Annotated in this window: 13 protein-coding genes; 8 read left to right on the top strand and 5 right to left on the bottom strand. The window is 72.1% G+C overall.

Translation table 11 applies throughout. The features are described 5' to 3' along the window. Positions 1 to 2 precede the first annotated feature (2 nt). Positions 3 to 911 carry a lysostaphin resistance A-like protein gene (locus ACIQR3_RS02375; RefSeq protein WP_403533000.1) on the top strand — a complete coding sequence of 303 codons (909 nt, stop codon included), beginning with the start codon at positions 3 to 5 and terminating at the stop codon, positions 909 to 911. 109 nt (positions 912 to 1,020) lie between these two features. On the opposite strand, the gene ACIQR3_RS02370 is transcribed toward ACIQR3_RS02375, so the two are convergent. Continuing rightward, a complete protein-coding gene (locus ACIQR3_RS02370) occupies positions 1,021 to 2,436 on the bottom strand; it encodes an FAD-dependent oxidoreductase (RefSeq protein ID WP_403533959.1) in 1,416 nt (471 codons plus the stop codon). Positions 2,437 to 2,529: 93 nt separating this feature from the next. Here ACIQR3_RS02370 and ACIQR3_RS02365 point away from each other — a divergent pair, with 93 nt between their 5' ends. After that, entirely contained in the window at positions 2,530 to 3,192 is a 663-nt protein-coding gene (locus ACIQR3_RS02365; protein WP_403532998.1) for a TetR/AcrR family transcriptional regulator, read from the top strand. A 32-nt stretch (positions 3,193 to 3,224) separates the two neighbouring features. Here ACIQR3_RS02365 and ACIQR3_RS02360 read toward each other — a convergent pair whose 3' ends face one another. Further along, positions 3,225 to 4,367 carry an acyltransferase family protein gene (locus ACIQR3_RS02360; RefSeq protein WP_403532996.1) on the bottom strand — a complete coding sequence of 381 codons (1,143 nt, stop codon included), beginning with the start codon at positions 4,365 to 4,367 and terminating at the stop codon, positions 3,225 to 3,227. 275 nt (positions 4,368 to 4,642) lie between these two features. On the opposite strand from ACIQR3_RS02360, the gene ACIQR3_RS02355 reads away from it, so the two are divergent. Both ACIQR3_RS02355 and ACIQR3_RS02350 read left to right on the top strand, forming a co-directional pair. Next, positions 4,643 to 6,100 carry a glycosyltransferase family 29 protein gene (locus ACIQR3_RS02355; RefSeq protein WP_403532994.1) on the top strand — a complete coding sequence of 486 codons (1,458 nt, stop codon included), beginning with the start codon at positions 4,643 to 4,645 and terminating at the stop codon, positions 6,098 to 6,100. Then, on the top strand, positions 6,097 to 8,430 hold the full coding sequence (locus tag ACIQR3_RS02350; RefSeq protein WP_403532991.1) for a glycosyltransferase: 2,334 nt from the start codon (positions 6,097 to 6,099) through the stop codon (positions 8,428 to 8,430). The genes ACIQR3_RS02355 and ACIQR3_RS02350 overlap by 4 nt, the downstream gene beginning before the upstream one ends. A gap of 59 nt (positions 8,431 to 8,489) precedes the next feature. Here ACIQR3_RS02350 and ACIQR3_RS02345 read toward each other — a convergent pair whose 3' ends face one another. From ACIQR3_RS02345 to ACIQR3_RS02335, 3 genes are all read right to left on the bottom strand, one after another. Continuing rightward, entirely contained in the window at positions 8,490 to 9,476 is a 987-nt protein-coding gene (locus ACIQR3_RS02345; RefSeq protein WP_215168552.1) for a class I SAM-dependent methyltransferase, read from the bottom strand. Between the two features lie 163 nt (positions 9,477 to 9,639). Then, a complete protein-coding gene (locus ACIQR3_RS02340) occupies positions 9,640 to 10,977 on the bottom strand; it encodes a polysialyltransferase family glycosyltransferase (protein WP_403532988.1) in 1,338 nt (445 codons plus the stop codon). Continuing rightward, on the bottom strand, positions 10,974 to 11,954 hold the full coding sequence (locus tag ACIQR3_RS02335) for a glycosyltransferase family 2 protein (protein ID WP_403532985.1): 981 nt from the start codon (positions 11,952 to 11,954) through the stop codon (positions 10,974 to 10,976). Before ACIQR3_RS02335 ends, ACIQR3_RS02340 begins: the two co-directional genes overlap by 4 nt. A gap of 198 nt (positions 11,955 to 12,152) precedes the next feature. Between ACIQR3_RS02335 and ACIQR3_RS02330 the strand changes: the two genes are divergently transcribed. The 4 genes from ACIQR3_RS02330 (at position 12,153) to ACIQR3_RS02315 (ending at position 16,842) form a co-directional block, all read left to right on the top strand. Further along, positions 12,153 to 13,475, top strand: coding sequence for a DUF6716 putative glycosyltransferase (locus ACIQR3_RS02330; protein ID WP_403532983.1), 1,323 nt, complete (start codon positions 12,153 to 12,155; stop codon positions 13,473 to 13,475). 74 nt (positions 13,476 to 13,549) lie between these two features. Beyond that, on the top strand, positions 13,550 to 14,770 hold the full coding sequence (locus ACIQR3_RS02325) for a cytidylyltransferase domain-containing protein (RefSeq protein ID WP_403532980.1): 1,221 nt from the start codon (positions 13,550 to 13,552) through the stop codon (positions 14,768 to 14,770). 17 nt (positions 14,771 to 14,787) lie between these two features. After that, on the top strand, positions 14,788 to 15,726 hold the full coding sequence (locus ACIQR3_RS02320; RefSeq protein WP_215168597.1) for an N-acetylneuraminate synthase family protein: 939 nt from the start codon (positions 14,788 to 14,790) through the stop codon (positions 15,724 to 15,726). A gap of 51 nt (positions 15,727 to 15,777) precedes the next feature. Further along, complete coding sequence (locus ACIQR3_RS02315; protein ID WP_403532977.1) at positions 15,778 to 16,842, top strand: hypothetical protein; 1,065 nt, start codon at positions 15,778 to 15,780, stop codon at positions 16,840 to 16,842. Positions 16,843 to 16,866 lie beyond the last annotated feature (24 nt).

Here is a 16,866-nt window from a genome sequence, read left to right as displayed (position 1 = left end):
ACATGGACCTCACGAAGGCTGCAGCGCCGTTCTCGCTGCTCAAGCCCCTGTTCGCGCAGACGCCGGTCGTCTCCTCCGGCCGGACGCGTCATGCCGGCGTCCGGCTGGTGGTGCTGGTGGCGGCGTTCCTGGCCGTGACGGCGCTCGCCGCCGGGGTGCGCGCCGTGGCCGGCGACAACCCGGTGCTCTCCCTCGTCGGCGGCGCGCTCGTCGCCGTGGGCGCGCTGTGCGTCTACGCGGGCGTCGTCCGGGCCCTGGAACAGCGCCCGGTCACCGAACTCGACCCCGCGCGGGCCCGCCCGGAGCTGTGGACCACGACCCTGACCGGCGTCGGCCTGTTCGCCGCGACGTTCGTCCTGATCCTCCTGTGCGGCGGCGGGTACGACACCGAGGGCGGGGTGTCCGTCGGCGGCGCGATCACCGTGTTCGGGCTGATGGCGGGGGTCGCCGTCACGGAGGAACTCCTCTTCCGCGGGGTGGTCTTCCGGCTCGTCGAGGAGATGGCCGGCACCACGGGCGCGCTGGTGGTCTCCGCCGTGCTGTTCGGCGGGCTGCACCTGGTCAACCCCGAGGCCACCGTGTGGGGCGCGCTGGCGATCGCCGTCGAGGCCGGCCTGATGCTCGGCGCCGCCTACGCCGCCACCCGCTCCCTGTGGGTGCCGATCGGCCTGCACCTCGGCTGGAACTTCACCCTCAGCGGGATCGTCGGCGTGACCGTCTCCGGCGACGACGGCGCCCCGGCCGGTCTGCTGCACGGCACCCTCTCCGGCCCCGAGGCGCTCACCGGGGGCGTCTTCGGACCGGAGGCGAGCATCTTCGCCATCCTGGTCTGCGCGGTGCCGACGGTCCTCTTCCTGCGGACGGCGCGGCGCCGGGGCCGGCTGACCGGCCGCGGGCACCGCACCACCTGAGCCGCCGCGGCAACGCCCCCCGAGCCCCCGAGCCCCCCGGCAGCCCCGAGCAGCCCCCCTGCGACGGAGGCGTCCACCGGGGCCGGGCCGCTCCTGCCGCAGGGCGCCGTCAGCCCAGCCCCACGCGCCCCAGGTACGCGCCCGGCAGGGCCGCCCCCGAAGCCCCGGCCCAGCCGACGTACCCGTCCGGCCGGACCAGGAACAGGCCGCTCCCGTACGTCCGGTGGGCGGGCCCGCGCACCACCCGTACCGCCCCCGGCAGCGCCCCGGGCAGCTCGGCGCCCAGCGCGAGCAGCGTCCAGTGCGGCCCCCGGAACGCGTCGAAGAGCCGTACGCCCGCCACCGTCCCGTCGGGCGCGCGGTCACCGGCCAGGACCGGGCCGTCGGGGGACGTACGGGTCTCCTGGGCGAGCGACGACTCCCGGTAGTTCAGCCCCAGTTGCGAGGTCGCCTCCCCGCGCCGCACCTCGCCCCGGTGCACCCCGCTGGTCAGGCCGAGCATGTCGGCGGCGACCGGGCGGCGCTCCTCCTCGTAGGTGTCCAGGAGGGACGCGTCCGCACCCTCGCGCAGCACCGCGCCCAGCTTCCAGCCCAGGTTGTAGGCGTCCTGGACGCTGGTGTTCAGGCCCTGTCCGCCGGCCGGCGAGTGGATGTGGGCGGCGTCCCCGGCGAGGAAGACCCGGCCGTCCCGGAAGCGGTCGGCGAGGGCCTCACGGGGCCGGAAGTCCGAGGCCCAGCGGACCTCGGTGACGTCCTCGGCGGCGAGGTGGGAGCGGTCGGCGACGGCCTTGCGGACCCCGTCGGGGGAGAGGTCCACCTCGGTGCCCGCCGGGAAGTCGGCGTAGACCTGGAAGTCCTCGGTCCCGGCGAGCGGGCAGGCGGCCAGCACGACGCTGTCCTTGGTGACCGGCCCCTGGCCCGCCGCGAAGAAGTGCCAGTTGTCCCGGTCCAGGCCGGTGATCCGGACGTCCGCCACCAGCATCGGCTTGGGGTCGACGGTCCGGCCGGTCATCGCCACGCCGAGCGCGCGGCGCACGGCCGAGCGGCCGCCGTCGGCGGCGACCGCGTACCGGGCGGCCGGCTCGGTCCCGTCGGCGCACCGGACGCGGACCCCGTCCGCGTCCTGGGCGATGCCGGTGACCTCCCGGCCGAACTCGACCCGGCCGCCCAGCTCCGTCAGCCGCGCGTACAGGATCTCCTGGGTGCGCCACTGCGGCACCATCCACGACGAGGCGTACGGCGCGGACTCGTCCGCCTCGACGGGGTCGGCCAGGTGGTACTCACCGAGCCGCTCGCCGTCCCGCCAGATCATCCCGACCGGGTACGCGCCGCCCGCCGCCTGGATCGCGTCGATGACGCCGAGGTCGTGGAAGACCTCCCGGGTGCGGGGCTGCAGGCCCTTGCCGCGGGAGCCGGGGAACAGTCCGTCCGCCTTCTCCACGACCAGCGCGTCGACGCCGCGCCGGGCCAGGTCGACGGCGAGGGCGAGTCCGGTGGGGCCGGCGCCCACGATCAGCACGTCCATAACATCGGTTTCCACGCATCTCTCCTTAACGTCGTTAAGCGGTGTCGATGACGAGCATCCCCTTAACGGCGTTAAGGTGTCAAGCTGTCAGGCGTGGAAAGTGGAACGACCGGACGACAGCGCACGCCCCTCGACCGCCGCCGGGTCGCGGACACGGCGCTGCGCCTGCTCAACGAGGTCGGCCTGGACGGCCTGACCCTGCGCACCATCGCCCGCGAGCTGGACGTGAAGGCGCCCGCGCTGTACTGGCACTTCAAGGACAAGCAGGCGCTGCTCGACGAGATGGCGACGGAGATGTACCGCCGGATGGTCGCCGGGACCCCCCTGGACCCGGCCGACACCTGGCGCGAGCGCCTGCTGAAGGCCAACCGGGGGCTGCGCGCGGCACTGCGCGGCTACCGCGACGGCGCGAAGGTCTTCAGCGGCTCCCGCTTCACCGGTCTGGTGCACGCCGAGCAGATGGAGGAGACCCTGAGGCTGCTCACCGCCGCCGGCTTCACCCTCCCGCAGGCCGTGCGGGCGACCACCACGACGTACGTCTTCACCCTCGGCTTCGTCACCGAGGAGCAGGGCGTCGAACCCCTGCCCGGCGAGCGCCGCGAGGGCTACGACGTGGCCGAACGCACCCGCAGGATGGCCGACTACCCGCTCAGCGCGGCGGCCGGCCCGGAGATCTTCGCCGACTACGACCGCCACTTCGAGGAGGGGCTGGCACTCCTGCTCGACGGCATCGCGGCCCGCTACGGCAAGGGCTGAACGCCCCGGGCCCGGTCCCGGTCCCGGGGCGCTCAGCGGGTCCGGGACAGCGCCTTGCGCAGCCGCGGCGTCAGCGGCTTCTCGACGAACCGGTTCAGCAGCCAGGCCAGGACGAGCATGGAGACGACGGTCAGCACGAACGTCACCGCCGACGGCACGCCCAGCGTGCGGTGCAGGGCGTGGATCACCACCCAGCCCAGGTGCTCGTGGACCAGGTAGAACGGGTACGTCAGCGCCCCGGCCACCGTCAGCCAGCGCCAGTTCGCCCAGCGCAGCCAGCCCAGCGCGATCGCCGCCACCGCCACGAAGCCGAAGGCGACGACCGCGATGATGCCGAAGGTGGTACGGGAGGAGAAGGCGTCCGGATTGCCGGCGGTCCACAGGTTGTCCACCATGTAGTGCTGCCCGATCAGGAAGCAGACGGCGGTGAGGAACCAGGCGTGGGCGTCCCGGCGGTCGCGGTGGATCAGGTACAGGCCGATCCCGCCGATGAAGAACGGGGCGTACTCCGGCAGCAGCACGAGGTCGAGCAGCGGCTCCTCGGAGGCCCGCGCCAGCACCGACGCCAGCAGCCAGCCGCCGCAGAACATCAGCACCCGCCGGCGGCTGGCGCCGGGCAGGACGACGCACAGCGCGAACAGCGCGTAGAAGCGGATCTCCACCCACAGCGTCCAGCACACGCCCAGCACCCGGTCGGCGCCCAGCGGCTGCTGCATCAGCGTCAGGTTGACCAGCGCGTCGCTGGGCGAGACGGCCTGGTAGACGACCTGGGGCAGCGCGAAGACCGCCGTCACCAGGATCACCGCCACCCAGTAGGCGGGCATCAGCCGGGACACCCGGGAGGCGAAGTACGCCGTCAGGGTCCGCCCCCAGCCGCTCATGCAGATCACGAACCCGCTGATCACGAAGAACACCTCGACACCGAGGCAGCCGTAGGCGAACAGCGTGTGCAGGGTCGGGAACTGGTGCGCGGCGGAGCCGCCCCAGGCGGTGGTGACGTCACCGCCGCGGCCGCCGTAGTGGTACGCGGCCACCATCAGCGCGGCCACCAGCCGCAGTCCGTCCAGGGCGCGCAGCCGGTGCTCCCGGCGCGGTGCCGCGGCGGTCTGCGGCACGGGGGCCGGTCCGGTCGCCTCGGCCCCTTCGGCCACCGGTCGGACGGTCGCGCTGGTCACGGAATGCTCCTCGCCGGATGTCTGTCGGCCATCGGCCAGCCATGGATCGGCTGTGCACCACCGGTCACGTTAGTCAGCACGTCAGTCCGAATCACGGTATGACAGTTCGAAGGCGCAACGATTCGCCCCGTAGACCCAGCCCGTTCACCTGTGCGTCGTTTTGGCTTTCTAAATTCGCCCAGCATCCCCCCCACGTCGCAGTCAGTCGCCTCTCCTTTGCGGCACGCGTGGCTGCGGGTGCAAGAAACGCTTGGCAAAAGAAGACCGGGAGTGGCATGACGAGGGTCCAGAACAAACGTGCGCGCGGGGGTGAGCTGGACGCCTGCCTGCGCGCCTGCGCGGTGCACAGCGGCAAGCTCGTGGGCAGCCTCGACCGGCGCCGCGTGGAACTCGCCGAGGAGCTGCGCAAGCTGCTCGTCGTGTGGGGGACGCACCGCATCGACAGCCCCGCCGCGGCTCCGTCCGGTGCCACCGCCCTGCTCAAGCGCGCCGTCAAGGGCTCGGCGGCCCCGGCCGCCGGCACCATCTCGGGCGACCTGCTCGACGCCCTGCTGGCCGTCGCCAACAAGGCCCTGCAGTGCGGCTACGACGACGAGCTGAACCTCGCCCTCGTCATCAGCGACACGGTCCTGGCCCAGCGGAAGAACTCCCGCGCCGGCTGGCGCCTGCGCGCCCGGCTCCTGGAGGCGCTGGGCGACGAGGCCGACGCCATCGAGGCGTACGAGAAGTACACGTCCCTCACCGACGCCGACGGCTTCGGCGTCCGCCCCCGCATCGCCGGCCTGCGCGCCGCGGGGGAGAAGGAGCGTGAACTGCTCGCCCTGCTGGCCCGGCAGTGCCCGGCCGCCCGGGACCACGCCCGCGGCTCCGCCACCGACGTATGGGCCGAGGGACTGGCCCTGCACGCCGCCGGCGACTGGGCGGCGGCCGAGCCGCGGCTGGTGGGAGCGCTCCTGGTCCAGGCCGAACAGGAGGCCCCGGTCGCCGACCGGCAGGACCTGCTCAGCCAGTACCTGGACCTGCGCACCGCCGTCGACCGGGACCTGCCGGCCCTCACCGAGGTCCTCGCGCTCTACGCCGAACAGCGCCGCCACCGGATGCGCGGCCCCGTCGCCGACCCGACCGTCGGCGGCGTCCAGTGGATCACCCTCGGCGAGTTCCGCAACCTGGTCGCCGGCAAGTCGATCTGCCTGATCGCCAACTCCGGCCGCGTCGGGGCGAGTTCGATGGGCTCCCAGATCGACGACTACGACCTGGTGGTGCGCTTCAACTCGTACAAGATCGACCCGAAGCACACCGGCAGCCGTACCGACATCCACGCCACCATCCACAAGCACGGCTTCAACTGGGACCAGAAGGTCACCACCCGGCTGGTCTTCGGCGGCGTCTCCGGCGACTGGAAGTGGTCCCTGCGCAACCGCCTCGTCCCCGGCGCCCAGACCTACCTGGGCGACGAGTCGCTGCGCTGGCCCGTGCGCAACATCGGCAAGCTCGGCACCGACGTCTGGTCGGGCATCCCGACCACCGGCTTCAACATGCTGTTCCTGCTGGACTTCCTGGACGTCAGCCCGAAGCTCGACCTGATCGGCTTCGACTTCTACGAGTCCGGCGCCTATCGCGTGCCGGAGGCGATGAAGCTGGCCATCACGTCCGTGCACGAATACACCAGCGAGAAGGAATGGGTCATGCAGCGGGCCCAGAGCGTGACCGACATGAGGATATCCCTGCGATGACGACGACCTCCCCGACACCGGCCGCGGCGGCCCAGGCCCCGGTGACCGCGGCCCACGACCTCACCGGCAAGCGCCGCATCGCCTTCGCGTCCTACGTGGACGAGAACTACCTCCCCGGCTTCCTCGTCCTGCTGCGCAGCCTCGCCCTGTCCAACCCGAGCGTGTGCGAGGACTTCGTCGTCCTCTACGACGACCTGCGCCCCGGCTCCATCGCCAAGATCCGCGCCCTGCACCCGCGCATCGTGCTGCGCCGGGTCGACGCCGAGCACTACGACTCGTACAAGAAGGGCGACCAGGACAACTACCTGGTCCGCAAGGCGTACTTCATCCTGGACGTGTTCCGCATCCGCGAGTACGACACCGTCATCACCCTGGACACCGACATGGTCGTCCTCGGCGACCTCGGTGAACTGCTCGCGCTCCGCGAGGGCCTGGCGGCCGTCCCGCAGTTCTTCTACGGGCAGCACAAGCTCAACTCGGGCCTCCTCGTCATCCAGCGCGAGTACCTCTCCGACGAGTTCTGCGCCAAGCTCGACGCCACCGGACGCAGCGGCGACTACGAGCTGGACAAGCACGACCAGGGCATCCTCAACGCCGTCCTGGACGGCGACTTCGTCCGCCTCGACGCCCGCTACAACTTCGTCAAGCGGCGCCTCTCCGGCGACCTGCCGGTCCCCGAGGACACCGCGATCCTGCACTTCACCGGGCGGCACAAGCCCTGGCAGGGCGGCGAGGCCGGATACTCCCAGGCGGAGGACCGCTGGCGCGAGTTCGAGATGTCCGACGCCGAGTTCCACGCCGCCTACCTCAACTCCTCCGGCGGCCTCCACCACGACCTGCTGGTGCACTTCGGCACCCCGCACGTCAAGCGCACCGGCAACGTCGAGTACGCCCGCAAGGTGGCCGCCGCGCACATCGCGGCCGGCGACTACCAGGACGCCGTCGACATCCTCTCCGGCGTGCGCATCCCGCTCGACGAGGCCTGGCCGCACGAGGTGCTCGGCCACGCCCTGATGAGCGTCTCCCGTTACGACGAGGCCAGGGCCGAGCTGCTGCTGGCCACCGCCGCGCCCAACCGGGCCGCCACCGCCTACGCCCGGCTCGCCCAGATGTCCTGGGTGCACGGCGACAACGCGGCGGCCCTGAAGTACGCCACGGCCGGCCTCTCCGTCGACATCACCCACCGCTCCAGCCGCCTGTGGGCGCAGCGCGCGGCCGGCGTGCCCGCGCAGGAGCTGGGCGCCCCCGAGGACCAGCTCGCGCACGTCGCGTTCTACATGGACCGGCAGGGCAACGCCGGCGACAAGCTGCTCCCGGAGACGGTCCGGCTCGGCTTCGGCGCGGACACCTCCACCCGCCGCTGGCACTCCGTCCACGCCCACCGCTACTTCGACAAGGAGGCGCTGGACCGGGTCAACGCCCGGCGCGGCCTGGTCATCGGCGGCGGCGGCCTGTTCATCCCGGACACCATGCCCAACGGCAACAGCGCCTGGCAGTGGAACGTCCCCGACGAGCACCTGCGCGCCATCGACGTGCCGATCATGGTGTACGCGGTCGGGTTCAACGCGTTCGACGGGCAGTCCTACCGGGCCGGCCGGTTCCGGGAGAGCCTCAGGCTGCTGGTGGAGAAGTCCTCCTTCTTCGGCCTGCGCAACCACGGCTCCATCGCCAAGGTACGGGCCATGCTCCCGGCGGAGCTGCACGACAAGGTCCGCTTCCAGCCCTGCCCCACCACGGTCAGCCGCCAGCTGGTCCCGGGCTGGACCGACCCGTCGTACCGCGAGGACACCGTCCTGCTCAACGCGGCCTACGACCGGGCGGGCCTGCGCTTCGGCCACGACTACGCGCACTTCCTCGGCGAGATCGCCAAGGCCGTGCGGGGCATCGGGGCGCACACCGAGGTCAAGTGCGTGGCGCACTCGCTCGACGACGAGAAGATCGCCTTCGACCTGCGCCGCGAGCACGGCATCTCGCTGCCGGTGATCCCGATGTACGACTTCGACAACGACGAGATCCGGGACCTGTACGCCAAGACCCGCCTGGTCATCGGCATGCGCGGACACGCCGGCATGATCCCGTTCGGGGTCGGCACGCCGATCATCAGCCTGATCTCGCACCCGAAGATGGCGTACTTCCTGGCCGACATCGAGCGCCCCGAGTGGGGCGTCTCGGTGCACGACAAGAACCTGGGCGCGATCCTCACCGAGCGGGCGATCGGCATCCTGGACAACCACGCCAGGACCGTCGCCGACGTCCACGGCCGCCAGCAGGAACTGTGGAAGGTCACGGAGGCCAACGCGGCCGACATCAGGGCCATCCTGAGCGCCTGACGACGCGGAGAGCCCCCGCGGCCGGCGGACCGGCCGCGGGGGCTCCTGGCTGCCGGAGGTCAGCGTCCGACGGCCTTCTTCACCAGCCGGCCGAGCCGTGACCCGCCGCCGTGCCGCTCGCGGTCCTGCTCGTACGCCTTGCGCAGCTGCTCGAAGTGGTCGGCGCGGGTCCGGCTCAGATACTCGTCGGACGTCAGCGGCTTCGCGATCGACCAGGCCCGCCTGTGGTCGCCGGCGTAGTGGGCCACGTACGCCTTGGCGAACTCCAGGACGGATTTGAAGGGGATGCCCCCGGTGTGGTCCCGGTCGATCCGTTCCTGCACGGCCGTGATCAGCTCCAGCTTGTCGTCGACCGTGTAGGCGTCCTCGGCGATGCGCTTCAGTACGTCCTCGGGTATCGGCCGGACCACCTCGAAGGCGAGCGTGGAGCGGATCGGCGGACCCGCGATCTCGATGTACGGCAGCAGGGCCCCGGTGCTGTGGTGCAGCCACGGCAGCCGGGGCCCGGCGAAGTCCTGGTGCAGCACGACCGAACCCGGCCGCAGCCGGGTCAGGAACCGCTCGGTGACACAGCGGAACACCCGGGCCGTCTTGGCGATGTCGATGTGCAGGAACTCCACCGGGCTGGTGTCGTCCGGGTCGGAGGTCTGCCAGAGGTCCCCGGCGTGGATCTCCAGGAACGGCAGGAACGGTTCGAGGCGGGTGCGGAAGTCGTTCAGGAAGGAGTTGTCGTCCTCCGGTTTGGTCCCTGAGGTGAAGAACTTCTCCGAGGCGAAGGTGCCCTTTCCGACCCGGAAGAAGTCGTACGCGTGCAGCCGGCCCGTCCGCTCGTCGAAGACGGGGCTCTCCCGGAGACCGAGCGCCAGGGCGTACGTCGAACCGCCGCCGCCCGAGCCGAGTTCGACCAGCCGGCCCTCGCCCGTCAGGTGATGGCGTCCCAGCAGATAGAGGAACCGCAATTCCCAGGAACTCACCTGGGAGTAGGGCAGTCCGTCCGGCAGGTGGACGTCGTCGAGAAGCGGGTAGAGCCGGCCGAGGTTCGTCATGGGTGCCTCACGGTTTCGGTGGCGCAAGAGGAGGGGCGGCGCGGGTGATTCTAGGGGGGTAAAGGGTGGCCCACCATGGATTCTTTGGATTTACCGTGCGGCTTTCCGCTGTTTCCATGGTTTTCGTCTGCCATTCATTCAGGAGTCGCCCTTGCCGTCCCGCTCAGCGGCGCACCATCCGCCGCTGCAGGCTGCGGGCCGTGCGGGCCACCCGGCGCACCGTCGCGTTGCGCGGCAGGAAGCCGAGCTGGGCGGGGACGCCGCCGGGCAGCCCCAGGGAGGTCAGGCGCTTCTTCTTGAAGTAGCGCCAGGTGCGCTCGTCCAGCCGGGCCGACAGGTACTTCTCCGTCTCCGGGCGCAGCTGCGGCAGTATCCGCGGCTGCATGGTGAAGCCGACCGCCCGCACCAGTTCGGCCAGGGCGCCGGTGTCCGTGCCGGGGCGGCGCTCCGTGACCGCCGCGCGGTCGGCGAGGTCCGGCAGCAGCGCGTCGACGATGGTGACGGGCATCCGGTTGCTGTTCTCGAACGGCGTCAGCCGGTCCAGGAGCGTGTCGGTGCCGACCCGGGCGACGGGCAGGCCGTACAGCGCGGAGGCGGTCAGCAGGGCGGTGGAGAAGCAGCCGACGACCAGCGCCGGGCGCATCCGCTGGTACAGCACCTCGGCCAGGACCGGCGTGTCCAGGACGGTGAGGTCGACGCCGAGCTTCTCGGCCTCCTCCTCCAGGGTGCGGGTGAAGCGGGCCGGTGCGGTGGGGTGCGGCTTGAACACCACCCGGGTGTGGCCGAGTCCGACGGCGCCCTTCAGCATCCGTACGTGCAGGTCCTCCTCCTGCTCGGCGCTGAGGATCTTCAGCGCGGAGAGGTACTGGCCCAGCAGCAGCGCGGGCTCCTCGATCCGGGGCAGGCCGGCGCCGGTGTCGACCAGCTCCGCCAGCACCTTGGTGAACGCCTCGGTCGGCACCACCTCGGGCTCGACGCCGAACTCGGTGAGCAGCAGCGGGCGCAGCCCCGGCACCAGGTCCAGGTGGAGCAGCCGCTCCACGCGCGTGCCGACCAGCGGGTCGATCTTGTTGCGGGTGGGGCCGTAGCTCATCAGGCCGTCCGCGTAGACGGTCACGGGCGCGTCGGTGAGGATCTGCGCCACCCCGAGCGCCGGGTTGACCTGGATCGACTCCACGGCCAGGGCCACGTCGTCGTCGCCCAGCTTCCACGCCAGCCGCAGGTACCTCTCCCACAGCGGGAGGTCGTCCGGGCGGGGCGCCCAGGCGCCGGGGTGGAACGGGAAGATCGCCTCGTTCCAGGAGACGACCTCGTCGAACCGGGTCCGCAGCCGCTCGAAGCCGGGCATCTCGTCGACGGCCGGCGTGGTCTCGGGCGTCATCGCGTTGTTGGAGACCAGCAGGATCCGCCGGTCGGACGGCTCGAAGCAGCCCGCGTCCAGGGCGGCGGCCAGCGTGGCGGTGCCGTACAGCGTCGACGCCATGAAGATCTGCGTGGTCACGCCGCCACCTCCGCGGCCGACCCGGAACGGCGGCGCAGCCGGCGCAGCCGGCCGGCCCGCTCGGCGTCCATCGACGCCAGCGCGTCGTCGAGCACCGTCTGCGGCATCCTGCGCAGCGCGGCGGCGCTCATCTCCTTCAGTTTGCGGGCCACGGGTGCCTCGAACCTCTCGATGGAGCCCAGATGATGGGAAATGATCGCGCAGTACGTGCGCACGGCCTTCGGCAGCAGGGCCGCCGCCTCGGCGTCCCCGGCGGTCTCCTCGATCACCTGGTCGAAGGCGCGGATGAAGTCGAGCTGCCGGGCGTCACCGATCTGGGTGAGCGAGGAGGCGACCCCGCGCCGGTAGAAGACCCCGAGCAGACTGGTCACCGCGAAGGACTCCGCCTCCCGGTGCAGCTTCCAGATCCAGGGCCGGTCCTCGGCGGTGCGCAGCCCGTGGGTGAAGTGCAGCAGGCCGCGGTCGACCAGCCGGCGGTGGTAGATCCCGGCCCAGGCGTAGGCGTAGTCCACGGAGGTGGTGCGGTGGGCGGGCAGGATCGCGTCGCGCGGGCGCATCACCACGCCCCGGCGGCCGTGCGGCACCCGGTGCACCGAGCGGGCCCGCGCCGTGCACTGCACGTGGTCCGTGCGGACGAAGTCGCAGCCCAGCTCCTCGATGACGGCGACCAGCCGCTCGTAGTAGCCGGGGGCCAGCCAGTCGTCGCCGTCCAGGAAGGTCAGGTACTCCCCGCGGGCGGCGTCGATGCCGGTGTTGCGGGCGGTCGCCAGGCCGCCGTTCTGTTCGTGTCTGACCAGCACCGCCCCCGGCAGGTCGGGCTCCGCGCGCGCGAGCAGGTCGGCGGTCCCGTCGGTGGAGCGGTCGTCGACGAGAATGAACTCGAAGTCGTCGCGTGCGTTGGCGCGAAGACTCCGCAGGGCATCGGGGACGTATTGGCGCACGTTGTAGAACGGCACGATGACGGAGAGCTTTGGCACACCCGGGACGTTAAAGGGCGGCCCGGCCCGTCGATTTACCCGAACCTTGATACCGGGTGAACGCCATGTGGCGAAGCCGTGACGCGAACCTTTTTTCGAGCTGTGGACGTGCCGATTCGCCATTCGGCGGTGTGCTGTTAACCGTTTGTTGTGTTCTGGTTGGGCGGTTCCTCGGAATTGCTTCCTAGCGTCTTCGATGTGCCAGCAAGTGCAACGAAGGCCCTGCGGGTCGCCGTCCTCGCGGATTCCGACACCCGGTGGAAATGGGGCGCGCTCACCGCGAGCCGCATCGCCCCCACGACCACCCACGATACGGACATCCGCCTCGACGGCTACCTGCTGCGCGGCCGTGCGACCCCGACCGCCCGCCAGCTCGGCGAGGTGGGCGTCCGGGCGGACGCCCTCACCGAGGTGACCTCGGTCGAGTTCCTGCGGGCGATGGGCGAGAAGGAGTACGACCTCGTCGTCCTCGCCCTCGTCGGCGGCGGCGTCCAGGCGATGCTGCACGGCCTCGGCCGGGTCTGGTCCGGCCGCACCGACCGCCCCGTGGTCGTCACCGGCTACGTCGGCGTCGTCTACGAGAAGCTCGCCGACGGCCTGCTGCTGCGGCACGGCGCGGACCTGGTCCTCGCCAACTCCCGCCAGGATGCGGACCGCTTCCGGGCCGTGTACGAGGGGGTCGGCGCCGACGCCTCCTCGGTCACCGAGGTCGCGCTGCCCTTCCTCGGCGGCGCCCCCTACACCGGCGAGCACGACCCGTACACGGTCGTCTTCGCCGCGCAGCCCTCCGTGCCGGAGAGCCGCAAGGACCGTACGTACCTGCTGAACCGGCTCATCCGGCACGCCCGCAAGCACCCCGGGCGGGAGGTCGTGCTCAAGCTGCGCTCCAAGCCCGGCGAGCACACCACCCACATCGAGGAACTGCCGTACCAGAAGCTGGTCCAGAAGGCCGACCCGCCGCCCAACTTCCACCTGAAGTACGGGAACATGGGCGAGGTCCTGGACCGCACCGACCTGCTGGTCACCGTCAGCTCCACGGCCGCGCTGGAGTCCCTGCACCGCCGCATCCCGACCGTGGTCCTCACCGACCTCGGGGTGCGCGAGGCGCTCGGCAACCACCACTTCGTCGGCTCCGGCTGCCTCGCCTCCTGGGACCAGCTCGACGAGGGCCACCGGCCCACGCCCGACGAGGACTGGGTCGCCCGGCAGGGCGTCGCCGCCGACGGCGGGTACGACACCGCCTTCGACGCCGCCCGCGAGCGCATCGCCAAGCTGCTCGCCCGCCCCGGCGGCCTCTCCCCGCTCACCCCGTACTACACACCCGTCACCGCCCCCGGCTACCTGCCCGGCATCCTCGCCCGGCACCACCTCGCGCCCGACGGCCACCCGCTGCCCGGCGCGCCCGCCGCCGACAAGGAGCCCGGCCCGGTCCGGCAGGTCGTGCGCCGCGCGGCCCGCGGCGCCTACCGGCACGGCGTGCAGCGCGTCGCCCCGGTGATCCGGCGGATGGGCGAGCTGTGACCGCCGCACGAGCACGAGCGGACGAGCGTGCCGCGACCGCCGTCCCGACTTCCGACCACCGAGAGGTACACCTCATGTCCGATCCGCAACCGGTACGCCGCGTGCTCGCGGTCATCCCCGCCCGCGGCGGCTCCAAGGGCGTACCCGCCAAGAACCTCGCCCCCGTGGGCGGCGTACCGCTGGTCGTCCGGGCCGTGCGCGAGTGCCTGGCCACCCGGCTGGTGACCGACGTCGCCGTCTCCACCGACGACCAGGCCATCGCCGCCGCCGCCCGCCAGGCCGGCGCCGAGGTGGTGCTGCGCCCCGCCGCCATCGCCGGCGACACGGCGACCTCCGAGGCCGCGGTGCTGCACGCCATGGACGCCCACGAGGCGGCGCACGGCGCCCCCGTCGACGTGGTGCTGCTCGTGCAGTGCACCAGCCCGTTCCTCGTCCGCGAGGACATCGACGGGGTGGCCGGCGCGGTCGCCGAGGGCGGCGCGGACACCGCGGTGACCGTCGCCCCCTTCCACGGCTTCGTCTGGCGCGAGGGCGCCGACTCCGGCGAGGAGCCCGGCGGCCACGGCGTCAACCACGACAAGTCCTACCGCCCCCGCCGCCAGGACCGCCCCCAGGACTTCCTGGAGACCGGTGCCGCCTACGCGATGGACGCGGCCGGCTTCCGCACCCACGGCCACCGCTTCTTCGGCCGCACCGAACTGGTCCGCACCGACCCGGCGCGCGTCCTGGAGATCGACGACCCGCACGACCTGGCCCGCGCCCGCGCGCTGGCCCCCCTCTTCGACGGCGCCCGCCCCGGCGCCCTGCCCACGGCCGCCGACATCGACGCGGTCGTCCTCGACTTCGACGGCACCCAGACCGACGACCGGGTGCTGATCGACTCCGACGGACGCGAGTTCGTCTCCGTCCACCGCGGCGACGGCCTCGGCATCGGCGCCCTGCGCAAGGCCGGGATGCCGCTGCTGATCCTCTCCACCGAGGTCAACCCCGTCGTCGCCGCCCGCGCCCGCAAGCTCCGGATCCCGGTGCTGCACGGCATCGACCGCAAGGACCTCGCCCTGAAGCAGTGGTGCGAGGAACAGGGCATCGCCCCCGAGCGGGTGCTCTACGTCGGCAACGACGTCAACGACCTGCCCTGCTTCGACCTCGTCGGCTGGCCCGTCGCGGTCGCCGGCGCCCATGACGTCGTACGCGGTGCCGCCCGCGCGGTCACCACCGTGCAGGGCGGTTCCGGCGCGATCCGGGAGATCGCCGGCTGGCTGCTCGGCCCCTCTCTCGACACCCTCACCAAGTAAGCCAAGTTAGGACACCCCTGATGAGCAACTCCCGTATCCGCACGTTCGGCAACCGCGAGGCCGGCCCGGGCCGCCCCGTCTACATCTGCGGCGAGATCGGCATCAACCACAACGGTGAGCTGGAGAACGCCTTCAAGCTGATCGACGTGGCCGCCGAGGCCGGCTGCGACGCCGTCAAGTTCCAGAAGCGGACGCCCGAGATCTGCACCCCGCGCGACCAGTGGGACATCGAGCGGGACACCCCCTGGGGCCGGATGACGTACATCGACTACCGCCACCGCGTGGAGTTCGGCGAGGACGAGTACCGGCAGATCGACGCGTACTGCAAGGAGAAGGGGATCGACTGGTTCGCCTCCCCGTGGGACACCGAGGCCGTCGCCTTCCTGGAGAAGTTCGACGTCCCCGCCCACAAGGTGGCCTCCGCCTCCCTCACCGACGACGAGCTGCTGCGCGCCCTGCGCGCCACCGGCCGCACGATCATCCTCTCCACCGGCATGTCGACCCCGAAGCAGATCCGCCACGCGGTCGAGGTCCTCGGCTCGGACAACATCCTCATGTGCCACGCCACGTCGACGTACCCGTCCGTCGCCGAGGAGCTGAACCTGCGCGTCATCAACACCCTCCAGCAGGAGTACCCGAACGTCCCGATCGGCTACTCCGGCCACGAGACCGGCCTCCAGACCACGCTGGCCGCCGTCGCCCTCGGCGCCACCTTCGTCGAGCGCCACATCACCCTCGACCGCGCCATGTGGGGCTCCGACCAGGCCGCCTCCGTCGAGCCGCAGGGCCTGGTCCGCCTGGTCCGCGACATCCGCACCATCGAGGCGTCCCTCGGTGACGGCGTCAAGAAGGTCTACGAGTCGGAGCTCGGCCCGATGAAGAAGCTGCGCCGCGTCACCGGCGTGGTCGCCGAGGCGGAGATCGCCGCCGCGGCCGGCGAGCCGGTCAACGTCTGACCCGCGCCGCCACCCCCCACCCCACGCCCAAGACGGGACGGTCACACGCCGATGAGCCCCCGCGCCGGGAACGCCGGCCCTCGCACTCTCGCCTTCGTCGAGAGTCCGGTACAGCTCCTGAACGTGCTGGAGTGGGCGCACACCCGCGCCCCCCGGTCGGGGCTCACCCTCGTCGTCCTGTCACCCGTGGACCCCATGACCCGGGGCCAGCTCCGCCGCATGTCGGAGCTGGCCCGCGCGGACGGTCACGAGGTCCGCTGGGAAGAGGCGCGGGGCGGGGCCTCGGCCCCCTTCCGCACGGTCGGGGGCCTGGCGGGCCTGCTCCGCCGCGCCGAACGCATCGTCATGGGCGACCCGTTCTCCCGCTACGTGCAGCTGCTCCTCACCATCACCCGCGCCCGCGACCTGGTCGTCGTCGACGACGGCACGGCCACCATGGAGTTCGTGGGCCAGCTCGCCCGCGGCGAACGCCTGGTGCGCTGGCACCGCAAGGGCAGCCGGCCGGGCCCCCGCGACCTGCTCTTCGCCCCGGTGTCGGCCTCGGCCCGCCGCCGGCTCACCCCGGCCGGGGGACGGCGGGTGGAGGTCTTCTCCTCCATGCCGCTCGAAGAGGTCCCCGACGGCGTCACCGTCACCGCCCACGACTTCGCCTGGACCCGGGACCGCTTCGGCCCGCCCCGCATCACCAAGGGCGCCGACATGGTCGGCACCTCCCTGGTGGAGACCGGCGTCGTGGACGCCGGGGCCTACCTCGACGCGGTGCGCCGCCTGGCCAAGACCCACGGCGCCACCCGCTACTTCGCCCACCGCCGCGAGGCGACCGAGAAACTCCACCGGCTGGCCGTGGAGACCGGCCTGGAGGTGGTCCGCCCCGACCTCCCCCTGGAACTGATCGCCCGCCGCGGCCCGGTCGGCCGTACGATCCTCAGCTTCCCCTCCACGGTCGTCCACACCCTCCCGCTGGCCCTCGCCGGTACGGAGGTCAAGGTCGCCGTCTGCGACATCGACCCGGCCTGGCTGACCCGGGGCGCCTCCCCCCGGGCCCAGGGCTTCCTGGACGGGGTGACGGGGACGGCCCGGGGGGTGGAGCGGCTGCTGGCGGTGCCGGGGGTCTGACGGTCCCCGGTCCGCGGGGCCGTG

The organism is Streptomyces sp. NPDC090994 (genome assembly GCF_044768905.1).
Lineage (GTDB): Bacteria > Actinomycetota > Actinomycetes > Streptomycetales > Streptomycetaceae > Streptomyces.
The sequence above is the reverse complement of the archived record's forward strand: the minus strand, read 5'-3'. Positions and strand labels throughout refer to the sequence as shown.

What these genes read in the sequence shown, in the direction of transcription:
- ACIQR3_RS02375 (WP_403533000.1), top strand. Translation starts at nt 3, where the DNA reads ATGGACCTCACGAAGGCTGCAGCGCCGTTCTCGCTGCTCAAGCCCCTG.
- ACIQR3_RS02370 (WP_403533959.1), bottom strand. Translation starts at nt 2,436, where the DNA reads ATGGACGTGCTGATCGTGGGCGCCGGCCCCACCGGACTCGCCCTCGCC.
- ACIQR3_RS02355 (WP_403532994.1), top strand. Translation starts at nt 4,643, where the DNA reads ATGACGAGGGTCCAGAACAAACGTGCGCGCGGGGGTGAGCTGGACGCC.
- ACIQR3_RS02350 (WP_403532991.1), top strand. Translation starts at nt 6,097, where the DNA reads ATGACGACGACCTCCCCGACACCGGCCGCGGCGGCCCAGGCCCCGGTG.
- ACIQR3_RS02345 (WP_215168552.1), bottom strand. Translation starts at nt 9,476, where the DNA reads ATGACGAACCTCGGCCGGCTCTACCCGCTTCTCGACGACGTCCACCTG.
- ACIQR3_RS02325 (WP_403532980.1), top strand. Translation starts at nt 13,550, where the DNA reads ATGTCCGATCCGCAACCGGTACGCCGCGTGCTCGCGGTCATCCCCGCC.
- ACIQR3_RS02315 (WP_403532977.1), top strand. Translation starts at nt 15,778, where the DNA reads ATGAGCCCCCGCGCCGGGAACGCCGGCCCTCGCACTCTCGCCTTCGTC.